This window comes from Bradyrhizobium sp. Rc3b (assembly GCF_900114915.1).
Taxonomy (GTDB): Bacteria; Pseudomonadota; Alphaproteobacteria; order Rhizobiales; family Xanthobacteraceae; genus Bradyrhizobium.
The window spans coordinates 82,808-96,557 of sequence record NZ_FOUS01000009.1 but is presented as its reverse complement, the minus strand read 5'-3'; the positions used below and the strand labels follow the sequence as shown (position 1 = coordinate 96,557).

General features: G+C 60.5%; 12 protein-coding genes. 8 read left to right on the top strand and 4 right to left on the bottom strand.

Features of this window, described 5'->3' with window-relative positions:
• Nucleotides 1–37: 37 nt before the first annotated feature.
• The 3 genes from BM190_RS21780 to BM190_RS21770 are packed head-to-tail and all read left to right on the top strand — an operon-like array spanning nucleotide 38 to nucleotide 2,632.
• Nucleotides 38–808, top strand: a complete 771-nt coding sequence (locus tag BM190_RS21780) for an ABC transporter permease (protein WP_092258897.1) — start codon at nucleotides 38–40, stop codon at nucleotides 806–808.
• The gene (locus BM190_RS21775) at nucleotides 805–1,614 is read left to right on the top strand and encodes an ABC transporter ATP-binding protein (RefSeq protein WP_092258894.1); all 810 of its coding nucleotides are present in this window, start codon (nucleotides 805–807) and stop codon (nucleotides 1,612–1,614) included. The genes BM190_RS21780 and BM190_RS21775 overlap by 4 nt, the downstream gene beginning before the upstream one ends.
• Nucleotides 1,615–1,636: 22 nt before the next feature.
• Nucleotides 1,637–2,632 carry an ABC transporter substrate-binding protein gene (locus BM190_RS21770; RefSeq protein WP_092258891.1) on the top strand — a complete coding sequence of 332 codons (996 nt, stop codon included), beginning with the start codon at nucleotides 1,637–1,639 and terminating at the stop codon, nucleotides 2,630–2,632.
• Between the two features lie 175 nt (nucleotides 2,633–2,807).
• Here the strand turns inward: BM190_RS21770 and BM190_RS21765 are convergent, their stop codons facing one another.
• On the bottom strand, nucleotides 2,808–3,368 hold the full coding sequence (locus BM190_RS21765; RefSeq protein ID WP_092259311.1) for a zinc metalloprotease: 561 nt from the start codon (nucleotides 3,366–3,368) through the stop codon (nucleotides 2,808–2,810).
• A 234-nt stretch (nucleotides 3,369–3,602) separates the two neighbouring features.
• Between BM190_RS21765 and BM190_RS21760 the strand changes: the two genes are divergently transcribed.
• From BM190_RS21760 to BM190_RS21750, 3 genes are all read left to right on the top strand, one after another.
• Nucleotides 3,603–4,568: a hypothetical protein gene (locus BM190_RS21760; RefSeq protein WP_092258888.1), complete on the top strand. Its 966-nt coding sequence runs from the start codon at nucleotides 3,603–3,605 to the stop codon at nucleotides 4,566–4,568.
• A 457-nt stretch (nucleotides 4,569–5,025) separates the two neighbouring features.
• The gene (locus BM190_RS21755; RefSeq protein ID WP_092258885.1) at nucleotides 5,026–6,885 is read left to right on the top strand and encodes a caspase family protein; all 1,860 of its coding nucleotides are present in this window, start codon (nucleotides 5,026–5,028) and stop codon (nucleotides 6,883–6,885) included.
• 117 nt (nucleotides 6,886–7,002) lie between these two features.
• Entirely contained in the window at nucleotides 7,003–7,995 is a 993-nt protein-coding gene (locus BM190_RS21750) for a hypothetical protein (RefSeq protein WP_092258882.1), read from the top strand.
• A gap of 23 nt (nucleotides 7,996–8,018) precedes the next feature.
• Here the strand turns inward: BM190_RS21750 and BM190_RS21745 are convergent, their stop codons facing one another.
• The 3 genes from BM190_RS21745 to BM190_RS21735 form a co-directional block, all read right to left on the bottom strand.
• Entirely contained in the window at nucleotides 8,019–8,543 is a 525-nt protein-coding gene (locus tag BM190_RS21745; protein ID WP_244550711.1) for a DUF4384 domain-containing protein, read from the bottom strand.
• A gap of 136 nt (nucleotides 8,544–8,679) precedes the next feature.
• On the bottom strand, nucleotides 8,680–10,458 hold the full coding sequence (locus BM190_RS21740) for a caspase family protein (RefSeq protein WP_244550700.1): 1,779 nt from the start codon (nucleotides 10,456–10,458) through the stop codon (nucleotides 8,680–8,682).
• A 57-nt stretch (nucleotides 10,459–10,515) separates the two neighbouring features.
• Nucleotides 10,516–12,234 carry a hypothetical protein gene (locus BM190_RS21735; protein WP_092258876.1) on the bottom strand — a complete coding sequence of 573 codons (1,719 nt, stop codon included), beginning with the start codon at nucleotides 12,232–12,234 and terminating at the stop codon, nucleotides 10,516–10,518.
• 180 nt (nucleotides 12,235–12,414) lie between these two features.
• Here BM190_RS21735 and BM190_RS21730 point away from each other — a divergent pair, with 180 nt between their 5' ends.
• Nucleotides 12,415–12,672: a hypothetical protein gene (locus tag BM190_RS21730; RefSeq protein WP_244550699.1), complete on the top strand. Its 258-nt coding sequence runs from the start codon at nucleotides 12,415–12,417 to the stop codon at nucleotides 12,670–12,672.
• Between the two features lie 49 nt (nucleotides 12,673–12,721).
• Entirely contained in the window at nucleotides 12,722–13,750 is a 1,029-nt protein-coding gene (locus BM190_RS21725; RefSeq protein ID WP_244550698.1) for a DUF4424 domain-containing protein, read from the top strand.

Sequence of the window (13,750 nt, the reverse complement as noted above, 5' to 3'; positions counted from 1 at the left end):
TTGAAAACATCAACCGCAATCTGGGTGGACGCGTCGAATGAACGGAGCTGGCCTGAGACGCTTCGGTCTCGGATTGATACCGTGGATCGGTGCAATCCTGCTCTGGTACGCCGTGCGCTGGAGCGGCTTCGTCAACGTCTCTCTGATCCCCGCGCCGCACCAGGTCGCCGCCAAATTCTTCGAGCTTCTCACCAAGGAAGGCCTGCTGATCGACATCTTCGCCTCGACCCGGCGCGTCTTTCTCGGCGTCGCGCTCGGCATCCTGGTGGCCGTGCCGGTTGGATTTCTGCTCGGGTGGTATCGCCCCGCCCGCACCTTCGCCGACCCCATGATCAACTTCTTTCGCGCGCTGCCGCCGATCGCACTGATCCCGCTGGTGATCGTCTATTTCGGCGTCGATGAGCTCGCAAAGCTCGTCATCCTGTTCTACGCATCGTTCTTCTCCGGCGTGATCGTGATGTATGAGGGCGTCTCCCAGATCACGCCGCTCTACATCCGCGTGGCGCAGACGCTCGGCGCCAACCAGGCCGAGATCTTTCGCAAGGTCATCATTCCCCTCACCGTCCCGCACATTCTCACGGCGCTGCGCGTGGCGCTGGGCGTCGCTTGGGCGACGCTGGTCGCATCCGAGCTGATCGCGGCGCAGCGCGGGCTCGGCGCCATGATCCAGAATGCCTCGACCTACTTCCTGCTCGACGTCATCTATGTCGGCATCATCTGCATCGGCCTGATCGCGCTGATCATGGATTTGATCCTGCGCAAGATCACCGCGCGGCTGCTGGTCTGGCAGGATCGGGCCATCGCATGAAAAAGCGCGCGCAGTTCGACAAGGTGTCGCTGTCCTTCGAGACGCCGAAGGGTCGTCTCAACGTCGTCGAGGACGTCAGCTACGACATCAACGACGGCGACTTCATCGCGGTGATCGGGCCGTCCGGCTGCGGCAAGACCACGATGATGAGCATGCTCGCCGGCTTCCAGAAGCCGACGACCGGCAAGGTCCTGTTCGACGGCCGTCCCGTCGCCGGCCCCGGCCCCGAGCGCGGCGTCATCTTCCAGGAGTATGGCGTCTTCCCCTGGCTGACGGTGAAGCAGAACATCGCCTTCGGCCTGACGCTCAACGCCAATCACGTCCCGACCGCCGAGCGCGACGCGATCTGCGATCACTATCTCGGCCTGATGGGCCTGTCCGACTTCGCCAATTCCTATCCGAAGCATCTGTCCGGCGGCATGCGACAACGCCTCGCGATCGCGCGTGCCTATGCGGTGAAGCCCCAGTTTCTCCTGATGGACGAGCCGTTCGGGGCGCTCGACGCCCAGAGCCGCTCCAACATGCAGAACCTTCTGCTCAAGGTGCTGGAGACCGAAGGCAAGACCGTCATGCTCATCACCCATTCTGTCGAGGAGGCGATCTACCTCGCATCCCGCATCGTGGTGGTGACGGCGCGGCCGGCGCGGATCAAGGAGATCATCGACGTTCCCTTCGCTTACCCGCGCGACGAGTCGATCCAGGAGCGGCCAGAATTCGCGGAACTGCGAAGCCATATCAGGCAACTGGTGATGGACGAATATCGCGCCCAGCAAGCGCAGATGCGTCCGGTCTCATTCTCGGAATAACAAGCAAAACGGAGGACACATCATGGATCGGCGGCAATTTCTGACCACGACGGCGGGCCTTGCGCTCGGCACCTTCACGGCCTCGGCACCGGCGATCGCGCAAGCGAAGACGAAGGTCCGGGTCGGCTATCTCCACACCGTCGCCGTCGACGGCCAGATCTGGACCGGTATGGACCGTGGGTCCTTCGAGAAGCAAGGCCTCGATCTGGAACTGCGGCAGTTCAACACCGGCCTCGAAATCTTCCAGGCTTTGATCGGCGGCAGCCTCGACGTGCTGGCGACCGGCGCCGTCCTCTCGAACTTCCCGGCCCGCGGCCAAGGCAAGGTGTTTCTGATCAACGACATCGAGGTCGCAACCGCGCAGCTGTGGGTCCGCGGCGATCAGGGCATCAAGTCGTTCGCGGAACTGAAGGGCAAGCGCATCGCGACCGCGACCGGCACGACGGCGCACGTGTTCCTCGACACCGCGCTGCGGGCCAACAAGGTCGATCCCAAGGAGGTCGAGCTCGTCAACCAGACCATGCCAGCGGCTGTGACCGCCTTCATCTCCGGCGCCGTGCCGGCCGTGGCGCTCTGGGTGCCGTTCAACGTCACCGTCCGCGACAAGGTGCCGGGCGCGACCATGCTGGCCGATGCGTCAGCCTATTATCCAAAGGCGGCCATAATTGGCGGCTGGGCTGCGGCGAACGACTATTATGAACCCAACCAGGAAACCCTGGCCAAGCTGATTCGCGGCTGGGCTGATGCCAACGACTATATCGTCGCGAACAGCAACGAGGCGATGGAGAAGCTGCAAAAGGGGCATTACAGCCAGACGCCACTGTCCGACATCAACGAGTCCTTCAAAGCTCAGAAAATGTTCACATCCAAGGATTGGAAGCGGATGTACTCGGACGGGACCGTCACCAACTGGCTGCAGCAGTCGACAGACTTTTTCATGGCTAATGCGGGCATCAAGGACTTCACGCCGGCGAGCAAATACTTCGATCCGAGCCTGTATTTGAAAACGATTGCCTAGATACCAAAAGTACCGAGGGATCCGTGGTGGCGCCGGACATATGCGGCGCGCTCCACTTTCTCGATCTCGGCTCCATATGTTGCTGCCGTACCAAGCAAATGTTGAGCACCGCAGTGAACACCCGTCCCTTCGGCGCGCTCACCGCTGGAAAAGAATCAACTATATCCGGGCGACGTCAGCCGCCAAACCGCTTGACGAGCTTAGAGCCCCTGGCTGTTTCAATTTGCTGCTTGGTCAACTCGCTGCCCACGTTCAGGCCCTTCGTCATGAGGTTGCTGCTCAGCGCCGCCGCCTGTCTCTCGTTGGTATAGTCTATCTCGACGTGGTCGACACTCATCAGATGGCCAAGTTCATGGGCCCAGGCGCGTCCACTGGCAAAGTCGTTGCCATACCACTGCACGAAGCTGGCCGGCTCCGGATCGCCATGAAGGTATGAGCCGCCGCCTGCTGAAAGGTTTGGAATCGGATTGACCAGATAAACGTGGATCGCATTATCGGCCGCATGGCGGAGGCTGAGAACATCAAGCACCTGCTTGTCGTTGCCGCGGGCGTTCTTTGCCATGTCAAGCGGCCTGTCTGTCAGGCAATCATTGATCACGAAAGTGATCTTGGCCTTCGACCAGATCTTGTTCACCACATCCAGAGCCTTTTTGGCGGCATCACAATCCCATTTCACGGGCTCCAGAACACCCTTTTCGGCAAATGGCGTGATGTAAATTTTCACTGGAATGGGCATGAGGGTCTCCAAGTCGATTTTCGAATTCATTCCGCCAAACGCGGCAATTTGCACTGCGCCTTCCGAACCGGGCAAGGCGTCCAGATATCATTCGATCGAATGACGACCTCCGTATCAACAGACGGCTATTGAACGTCGTCCAAGTAGAACCGCACCAAGAGCAAGGCTGCAAGCCCCTGCTTGAAGTTGGTTGGCGACCGGACGTCTCGATGGGTTCAAATCTGGAGATATAGGATGGCCGTGCAGCCGTTGCGCAACGAAAGGCGCCCCCTGAAGCCGCTGCAGCCCTGGACTCAGCCTGCCAACACCACCAAGTACAAAGTCAGGACTGGAGAGACCTGGTTCACCCTGGCGGCCCGAAACCATCATCAGTACTCCGAGCACGACATCATCTGGATCAATTTTCGCCTCAGCCCGCTCGACCGCTTCTACACCGACCAGGTCAATTGGTACCTGCGCGAATATGTCGGTTGCCGCCATAGTCTCGACGGAGGTCGGAACTGGGCTTTTACGGACGACGCCGACCCGGGATACATCTTTCTTCCGGACCCGATGTACTATCAAGACGCGATCGCCATCACCGGCACAAAGGGCGTGGGTGTAGTTAGCGCTCCCGGATACAGCGATCAGAACGCATACGATGTGATATCCAAGGCGCTGGATGTCTATGGCATTGCAGACATGGGCATCAGCATGTCGGAAATTCCACTTGGTGCGCTTGCCGAAGGTGGAATGATCGCGGTCGGTACGCTCGCCACTCTCGTCGGTCCATTCGTTGCGCTGGGTGCACCTTACAACGATGCCTTGCAATACAAATCGAGGCGACACTTCTTCGGTGCATTTTGCTCATCCTTTGTCATGCAAGCCGACGGTTGGTCGTCCGCGACGGTCAGCGACTTCTATCCCCCGCTCGCCTACCCTCCGCTCGACAACGTCTTTCCCGAAAAGCGCGAAACATTCCGCAAGCTCCATAATTTCGGACTTCGACTGGGCCGCCTGCAGGGCTCTCGGCTGAATACTGTCGACAAGAAAAGCCTCTTCCTTCTGCTACGCGGTCGCCTCTCCGACGCGGATTCGCGCTATTGGAACGGTGACGCCAAAGAATGGTCGGTTCGAAAGAAGAAGGATTACTACGATCTCCTTGGTGCTATTCTCCTGAAACTGATGCTGGAGAACGACCTCAAGATCAAGCTGCGGTGATTCCTCTGTCTGAGGTCCTTGATCTTCTGGACACATTGGCTTAATCGCTCCGATCGTCCGAAAGCCCTATTCGGTTGCTCCATTCCGGGCCGGAGGTCGGTTCCCGCCCTTCACGCCGCGCTCCCGAAATGTTGCTTCAAACGGTCCCACCCCCTCCGTTTCGACGGGACGATCGTGAGGCGAAAAAATAGATAATTAAATCAGTAGCTTGAAACTCACGCGGCCGCGGATTGCCCTATTGGCTGGGCCCGTGGTCGTCCGAAACTTTGGGTGCGAACTTGAACGCGTTCGCTTTGGGCAACGACAATATAAGGAATGGATCAGCCTCCGAACTGTTAGTGTACGCAGATGGGTGGCCGCCAATAACGTAAGAATTGCTTGATGAGCAATATCGCGTTCTATGCGGCCGTTTTAGCGACGTGACTACTATCCTTCGGGCAGATGCGGGTGTTTCGCCATGAGAACGTACAGGCACCTCCAAGTTTGTCTTCTCCTTGCTGCTGCGCTGTTCCTGACCTGTCAGCCGGCTTGGGCCATCAAGCGGGTCGCCCTGGTGGTCGGCAATTCCAGCTATCAGAATGCTCCCCTGCTCCCGAACCCGGCCAACGACGCCGCGTCCATCACCGCGACCTTGAAGAGCGCAGGTTTCGACGTGGTCGACTCCCGGCTCAACCTCGCCGCGGCAGATATGCGGCGGGCTCTGAGAGAGTTCGCCGATCAGACCCGCGACGCCGACATTGCCGTCGTATACTATGCGGGCCACGGGATCGAGATTGACGGAACGAACTATCTGATCCCGACAGACGCCAGGCTCGAGCGGGACACCGACATTTACGACGAGGCATTTTCGCTCGACCGCGTCTTGCTGGCGATCGAGCCCGCAAAGCAGCTGCGCGTCGTGATCGTCGATGCGTGCCGGAACAATCCGTTCGCGGATTCGATGAAACGGACCGTTGCCTCGCGATCCATCAGCCGCGGGCTCGCCAGGGTCGAGCCCACCGTCTCAAACACGCTGATCGCGTTTGCCGCGAAAGCCGGACTGACTGCATTGGACGGCAACAGCAAGAACAGTCCGTACGCGACAGCTCTCGTGAAATACATCGCAAAGCCTGGGCTCGACTTGCGCCGGGCCTTCGGATTCGTGCGCGATGACGTCTTGCAAGCCACGGGCAACCGGCAGGAGCCCTACGTTTACGGCTCGCTGGGCGGCGAAGACGTTGCGCTTGTTCCGGTCGCCAAGGCAGAAGAGCCGGCACAAGCTGCCAATCCCCAGTCCGAAATCCGCCGTGACTACGAATTGGCGTTGCAGCTGCGCAACAAGCCTGCTCTCAACGCATTCCTGAGCCAGCATCCGGACGGATATTATGCAAACCTCGCCAAGCTGCAGCTGAATCAATTCGAGGCCGAAGAGGCGCGCGTCGCGGCAACAGCGAAGGCGCAGCAGGCCGAGCAGGAACAGGCTCGCCTGATGTCCCAGGGGGCTCAGCGTGTCGAGCGGGAGAAAGCCGCTGCCGATCTGAAGGCTGCCGAAGAGGCCCGTGTAGCCGCCGAGAAAGCGAAGCAAACTGCGCTTGAGCAAGCTACTGAAGCGGAACGGAAACGAACTGCATCAGAATCCACAATCGTTGCTGCGCTTTCCGAGAATAAGCCGGCAGTTGGGAGCACGGCTGCGGATGGTTCCACAGCAGCGATGTCCGCCGACGCCAACAGCCCGCCCAGGCTCGCGGCGTTGACCGCCGAGCCGCGCCAGACCGATATCGCAAAAGCCGATATCGCCAAGTCGGTCCAAGGCGAATTAAACCGCGTCGGCTGCTTCACCGGTGCCGTCGATGGCCGCTGGAATACGGCGTCACAGCGTTCGCTGAGTCTGTTCAACCGGTACGCGGGAACAAAACTCGATACCAAGCTCGCAAGTCTCGATGCGCTTGACGCGATCAAGCTCAAGCCGGCCCGGGTCTGTCCCGTGATCTGTGATCATGGCTACAAGGCTAGTGGCGACCAGTGCGTCAGGATCACTTGCGCCGAGGGCTCGTTCCTCAACGATGACAACGAATGCGAGAAGCGGCGCGGGAAGAAGCCCGTTGCCAAGCGCAACGCGAACGAAGGTGCGTCACGTGCGGACCGTTCGCGTCGCGAAATATCCGAGCCCGTGGCGGACGTTCCGCGGCGACAGGCAACCGCGAAGTCCAGCGGCGGCAGCGGCCAGGTCGTTTGCGACGCATATTTGTGCCGCCAGGTCCGTCGCGGCTGCCACCTCGACTACCGGGGCGGGGGAGGTCCCGGCGGCAACACCGGGAATGTCGAAGTCTGCAATTAGCAAGGTGCGAATTCGCCAGCCGTCATAGGAAGCCTATCGAGGATCTGGCGGACAATCACATGTAACATCGGGTCGGCCCAAGTCCACGCCCGACCCGGTCGATGCGGAGCGACCTTCGTGGTGGCGTGCGAGTTCGAACAGAAAGACGCCAAGTCCTTTCCAGGAGTGACTCTCTTTACGAAGCGGCTGGCGCCCGGCATGAAGCCGACGGCGGTATATCTTCCGCCAAAGCACTTAACGACTACCACCAAACTGGATATCGTGATCTGGCTGCATGGCTTCTACGTCAAAGATCATGAATTCCTGTTTCACAACGATCCAGCGCGCCTTCGTGAACAGGTTCGGGATTCCGGCAAGGACGTCGTGCTCATCGCGCCGTTCCTGGGATATGAATATGCCGTTGGCGACGCCTTTGCTGGAAATTACAGCGTCAAGGATCTGGCCACGTCGAACTGGGGGGAACGGTACCTCGAGGAAATCCTCGGAGCTCTGGCCAAGTTCCTGGGAGGCTCTTCGACGTCCATTCCTCAACTTCAGATTGGCAAAATCATCATCGCCTGCCACTCCGGCGGCGGCAACGGCATGCGCAATCTGGTCGGAACTCTCGGAAAGTATCAGGCCAAGCTGAGTGCTTGTTGGGGATTTGACTGCCTTTACGGGGCCAAGGCGCGACCCGACGATGCGACCTTCTGGTACCAGTGGCTGTCTGGGCAGAGCGGCACTGCGCTAGAGATCGTTTATGGTCCCTCAACGCTGCCGCAGTCCGTGAAGTTGGATCTGATAGGCCGCGGGCTGGCGACCTCCGACGGCAATCGAGCGCAGCCTCAGCGCCCTGCCCTCAAGAACCTCCGCGTGACCGTAGGTCACTACGATCTGTTCCCGGCATTCGGTCAGATGGTCAGAGTCAACGATCTGGACGAAGCTTTTGTTGATCGGTTCATGATACCTCAGGTCGCTGACCAACCACGGTCGCAGCAGAAGTCCGCATCATCGACTGGTGAGTTTCTCCAACGCGCGATTTCCAATGTTCGCAGCGCATTTCCCTTCCCCAACGACATTCATTACATGATCGCCCGTGGCGGCTTCTTCAGCCGCCTCAGCAAGCTTTGACCTCGCGGCGTATCCGCGCGAGCTCACTTGATGGAATAGGGTCTGACGTCGAACGACCAATTGTTCGGCAACAGCCTTCCGCTGGCGTTGTCCGGCACGCGCAACTCACTGGTCCAGGCCGATAGATAGCTCAACGCTGCGGCTTGATCTTGTAGCTTGCGCGGCAAGTCCGGCAAATCAAGCAAATGGACGCGTCGCTCGCTCAAGATGGCGATCATCACTGCAGATCCAGCCGGCGGTGCGACGACAAACTCAAAACCTCTCTGCCGTGCGGCCGGGCTCGGAACGACAAATTCGACGCCAGGCTTGACGAGATTGATTTCGCGGCCGTCCGACTGCGCCAACAGTTCGGGTGTCGGAAAGATCTGGGACATCCGTCCTTCCGCATCGATGTCGACTAGAATGAGATATCCAGCCTTCCTGGCGGTGACGCCGAACGACACCTTGCTGCCGAGAGTGACGGTCTGGCCCGGCAGGATCTGGAGCGACACCCCTGCACTGTTGGATTGGCCACGCGCCGCCTGAACCGACCAAAGCCGTGCGTGCATGCCAGTAGGCAGCGACGCCCAAGGCAGCGGTGCCGCGCAGACAGGTCCGCCACCAACCAGTAGCGGGAGCAGAAGTACCGGGAGCCGCGGTCCCTGCCGGCGGATCGCTCGCAAACTGGGCAGCTTCTGCTCTCCCCTAGGGAGCACTGAAGAAGCCGATCGAGGCGATCCGGGCGTCCACGGGCAAGTAGCGTTCGAGGCTCTTGATCATCTGCCCCGAGGCGCGACGCCGGTTGAGCTGTATCAAGGCTGTCTCCAGTTCGCCCATGCGTTGCTGCGAGGTCACTGCAATAATCTGTTCCGCACCGAAGGGTTCACCGACCTTCAGCGGCAGCCGCAAGTTCGCCGATCGGACCAATGCAGGATCGGAGCCCACCGGATACAACATCTGGATGGTGCCATCACCGGACACATTGAACAACAACACGGCCCGCGATGCCACATCAGACAGGTCAACCTGGACGGTCTGGCCGGCACGCTGCTGGCGGTCGTCCGGCCATATGCGCATCATCTGAGGCGACCGAACCGCGATGCGCTTGAGTTCACGTATCGCCGCCGTCCGGTCAACGACCGTTGATAGGCTGGCAATGTCCATCCCGTACGCAACCACGTCGCCCCATGCGATCACATCGTGCGACATGGGATCCCAGATGAGATCCGGGTTGTCCGTCGGCTGGACGGCCTGCACGGGAATATCCTTGGTCGTCACGCTCGCAAAGTAGCTCGTCTTGCCGTCGAGCGCCGCGAGCCGGATGGGCGAAGCGAGGCGAAGCGGCGGCGTTTGACCGATCGGAAGGTCCTTGGTCGGGGCCGCGGCGAGGCTCGGAGCAGTGGATGCCTTGGCCGTGATAGCCGGCGGCGGCGGCGCCTGTGCCTCGGCTGGCGCGCCGGTCCCGGCAGAGCCAGAGGCTGCTCTTGCGGCCGGCCCCTGAATCAAGACGACGCCGCGCGTCAAGCCGAAGGCAACCTCGGTGTCCGGTGCCTGGGCCGGCGATGATATCGTCACGATGTTCTGACGCTGGTCCGATAGCTGGTAGACCACCTGCCGAACATTGCTGAAGAGCTCCTTCAGCGTCACCTTCCCATCGTGATTGATGTCCGCACTCCCTTCCACGGCACGCGCGACTGCATAGCTGAGAGCCCCGCGGAGGCCATCGACCCCGGGAATGCGGACTTCCGGCGCCTTCGTGTAACGGTCCACCGCGGCAAGGAATGCCGTGCGGTCGAGGTCGAGTTCGGACTTCGGATCGTTGCTGTCAGAGACCGGTTTCAGTTCGTCGACCAGCAATGTATAGCGCGGCACTTGCCTGAAGCTCATTTCCGCGGCACGCGGATCGATATCGCGCACCATGCCGCCGCCATGGCAGGTGTCAGCCACGAAGATCACCTTCGCTCCGCGCAGCTCGAACTGCCGGATGAAGTGGTTGAACTCGCTCCCCAGAATGCGCTCGACTGAGCCGGTCGGCGTGGTTGCGAAACCTGGCAGCAGGAACACGTTTTCCATCCCGTCCGGCTCCGAGCCTTTGACGCGCTCCGGCTCTTGGGTGCCGTGACCGGCGATCGACAGAAAGATGAGGTCGTTGTTTCCGGTCCGCTCCACCAGCGCGCTGATTTCGCGCAAAACGCTCGCCCTGTCGGCCTGCGCGTTCGCAAGTTCGACGATGTCTCCGACCCCCATCGACTTCAAGCTGCCGACAATGTCGGTGGCGTCGGCGACCGCGCCCTTCAGCTTGCGTACGTGCTGATAGTCATCAATCCCGATGACGAGCGCGCGTACCGCAGCTCCCTCCGGGTTGCTGATCGCCAAGCCGCCGGCAGCATGCACCTGCGGGGCCGTCAGTCCGATCGACCCGGCCAGACCGATCGTTGCGCATAGCCGCCTGATCTTCCAACCAAGTCGCTTGGGCATTCGCATCGTAATCCACCTCGACATCCCGCTTAATCATTTTGTAGCGCGAACGACACGGCCGGTTCAGCGCCTTTTGCTTGCCGTCTTGCGCCCCGCCGGTGGTTCGGTTTCGTGGTAGGCGTTTGCAGAAACCGTTGCCTGGTCATCCGCGAAGGCCTTGAAGCGGACCGGAACGTAGCCGCGCGAGAGCAGGCTCGCCAGCGGATAGACGTTACGGCAGACGCGGCCGTTGCAGCCGCCAGTCGAGGATTCCATCACCTCGGCCTTGCGATCGGGCGTGAATCGCAGGAACAACATCACGTGCGAGCCCGGCTTGTTCAGCGCATCGCCAGGCTTCAGGTCCCACGGATTTGCCACCGGGGCTGCAATCGCGGGAATTGCGGCAGTTGTGTAGTGGACGGAGAGCCCCCACGTGGCGCTGACGAATGCCGAACAGTCGACGCCAGCCACATCCGGTCGCGGCGCGTTGCGAGTGCACACATTGCCAGCCAGCATTCCGCTCTCGATCCGCTGCCGGAAGTTCGCGAGCGAACCGTGGCAGCCCCAGCAATAGGGTACGCCGCGCACCTCTTGGTTCACCTTGCCCTGCAAATACCAGGGTCGCCGGATACGGCTGAAGCCGCTGCACTGGCTGTCGGGATCGCTGCCGTAGTTCGCCTGCGTCAGCTTCCACTGGATGCCCTCGAACGCAAACGCGGTCTCGATCGCCTGTTGTCGGTTGGACGGCCTCACCGCGGCCGAGGCGTCGAATTTGAAACTGGGTTGCGATGCAGGCGCATTTGCCGTTCGCGACGGCCGCACGTCGATGATCGACACGTTATTGAGAGGCCTGAAACCGACGCCGACCACGTCGATGCCATCGGGCTTGGTCCGTAGAAAATAGACGTCGCCGTCCCCCGAGACCGTCACGAACCGTCTGGTCAACGGCGCATTTTCGAGGGGAAGCTCATAAATTCCCTCCAGACGGCCGTTCGCGGCGTAGCGCGCCACGAACGTGGAGGGGTTCTTGCCCGACGGCGGAACGTCTTCAGCCAGCACATAAAAGCGGTCGCTGTTGTCGATCTCGAGAAATTCCACCGCGCCAAGTTGGTTGCGAACCCGGAGGGCGAGCTGACCGATCGTCTCGTTGGAAACCATAGTCTGGATCTCGACCCGCACGCTCGCATTGCCCTTGTCCGGAATGAGATCCGCGATCACGGAGCCCTTGCCTCGTGAAGCCACGTATTGCCGGTCGGGCTGCCGCGTCGTCTTGATGATGGCTGCGCGGGTATTCTGGTCGAGCAAGTCGGCTGCGCTGCCGGGCGCCTGCGACCCCATCTGGGAGAAAGCGGAGACGGCAAGCCGATCGTCCACACCACGAGTCGAGACTTCCTCGAGCTGGATCACGTCGCCGAGTCCGCGCGTGGATTGTCCCGCCGCCGCCTTCAGCGTCCGCACGCCGCCGTCCCAAACCATAATGTCATCGTTGCGGACGACAAGATCTGTCGGCTGGACGTCCTTGGGCATCTTGAGGATGTCTGGATCAGAATTCGGCTGCTTGGGATCGAACTGAAGAATGCGGCCGTTAACCTGATCAAGCACAAACAGATTTCCCTGCCCGTCGGCGCTGATCGCTTGCGGACCCGCGAGTTCTACGTCCTCGCTGGCCGGGACAATGCCAACCATAGAAGCAGCCGAACCGTCGCCAAAGCTGCGTACGACGGCATCGTCGGCGTGCGCCTGGGTTCCGCAGATGCCAGCGCCAACGATGACGGCCCAGATAAAACGCTTTGGACGAAGCATGTTCTCAATGTATCCCGAACCAATCGCCGCGTCAGATCGACTAATCCCAGATGCCGGTAACGCGGCGCTTCAATTAGTGGTGAGCACTCTCAATCTCGTTCAATTCCATCACTGGACGGTGATCGTCCGAACCTTCTCCAACTCGCGGTGCAAACTATGGCCCGGAACAGATTTGAGCAAGTGAATGAAGTCCAGCCCGACGCGATCACACTCGTCCTGAAGCGCGACAATGACGGCGCTTCTGGAGCAATCGTGCTGCCGGCGGCAGTGAGCGGAGGGCGACTGACCGCCGACCAGACCAGCGCACAATTGCCGGCACAGGATGCCTTTCGTGGGGCGATCCGACTGGCGAACGATTTGAAGCTTGCGATCGTGGTCTGCGACCCGGAAGGGGTCTGGAAATCCGAGTGGGGCGATCTTTATCAGCCGATCGAATGAGGCGCACCTGCGCTACGACCATATGCTGCGCCGCCACATGGAGACAAGCATGGTGAACGGCTTTTCTGCCCCACTGACCTTCCGAACACCGGCTTTGATGTTGGCATTTTTGGTTGCGACGGTGTGGCCGGCCCGCGCCAACGATTCAGCCGCGGAACTATCCATCGGCGGGCTCCAATTCGTACGCACCAATGACGTTGCCATGGAGAGCGAGAACCTTCGTATCGCGTTGGACAGCGTCACGGTCCGCTACCAGTTCACCAATGTCACGGCCAAGCCGGTCACCATGACTGTCGCCTTTCCGCTGCCCGACATCGACCTCTCGGAGGCCGAGAACATTGCTCTGCCGTCAGATGATCCGGTCAACTTTGTCGACTTCACGACCAAGGTCGACGGCCACCCGACGCCGCTAACCATTGATCAGCGAGCCATGGTTGGCAACAAGGATGTCAGTGCCTTGCTGCGCGAACTGAAAGTGCCGCTGCTGCCGATCGGCAGCCGCGAGATCCGGGCAGCCGACCTGCCCGATGCGATCCGAACCCAGCTCGTAGACGACGGACTTCTGCTGCCTGCTGGAAGGAGCGACAACGGCCGCCAGCAATATGCGCCCGGCTGGGTCCTGAAGACCTCGGCAGTCCGTCAGCAGGTATTTCCGGCCGCGAAAAAGGTGACCGTTGAACACCAATATCGGCCGAGTGTCGGCACTAGTCCGGACACGATCTTGCGCTCCGGCTTGCGTCGCAGCGGCGCCCTCAGTCAGGAAGTCCAGCGTTACCGGAAAGAGTACTGCATTCAGGACGCGTTCCTCGCAGAACTCGACAAGCGCGCAGGCAGCAATCAGGCCAACACCAGCAAGCTGCAGGAGCGGCGCATATCATACGTCCTGAAAACCGGATCAAATTGGGCAGGTCCGATCCGGTCGTTCAAGCTGACGATCGAACCGGGCGGCAGCGATCGCCTGGTGAGTTTCTGTCCAGGGCGGCTCAAAACCTCCTCCACCGGCAACACGCTTGAATATACCGCCAACGATTTCACGCCTGATGCAGATCTGAAGATCCTGGTCATCGGAACGTTTTGA

What these genes read in the sequence shown, in the direction of transcription:
- BM190_RS21735 (WP_092258876.1), bottom strand. Translation starts at nt 12,234, where the DNA reads ATGCTTCGTCCAAAGCGTTTTATCTGGGCCGTCATCGTTGGCGCTGGC.
- BM190_RS21770 (WP_092258891.1), top strand. Translation starts at nt 1,637, where the DNA reads ATGGATCGGCGGCAATTTCTGACCACGACGGCGGGCCTTGCGCTCGGC.
- BM190_RS21725 (WP_244550698.1), top strand. Translation starts at nt 12,722, where the DNA reads ATGGTGAACGGCTTTTCTGCCCCACTGACCTTCCGAACACCGGCTTTG.
- BM190_RS21780 (WP_092258897.1), top strand. Translation starts at nt 38, where the DNA reads ATGAACGGAGCTGGCCTGAGACGCTTCGGTCTCGGATTGATACCGTGG.
- BM190_RS21775 (WP_092258894.1), top strand. Translation starts at nt 805, where the DNA reads ATGAAAAAGCGCGCGCAGTTCGACAAGGTGTCGCTGTCCTTCGAGACG.
- BM190_RS21755 (WP_092258885.1), top strand. Translation starts at nt 5,026, where the DNA reads ATGAGAACGTACAGGCACCTCCAAGTTTGTCTTCTCCTTGCTGCTGCG.
- BM190_RS21745 (WP_244550711.1), bottom strand. Translation starts at nt 8,543, where the DNA reads ATGCACGCACGGCTTTGGTCGGTTCAGGCGGCGCGTGGCCAATCCAAC.
- BM190_RS21760 (WP_092258888.1), top strand. Translation starts at nt 3,603, where the DNA reads ATGGCCGTGCAGCCGTTGCGCAACGAAAGGCGCCCCCTGAAGCCGCTG.
- BM190_RS21765 (WP_092259311.1), bottom strand. Translation starts at nt 3,368, where the DNA reads ATGCCCATTCCAGTGAAAATTTACATCACGCCATTTGCCGAAAAGGGT.
- BM190_RS21740 (WP_244550700.1), bottom strand. Translation starts at nt 10,458, where the DNA reads ATGCGAATGCCCAAGCGACTTGGTTGGAAGATCAGGCGGCTATGCGCA.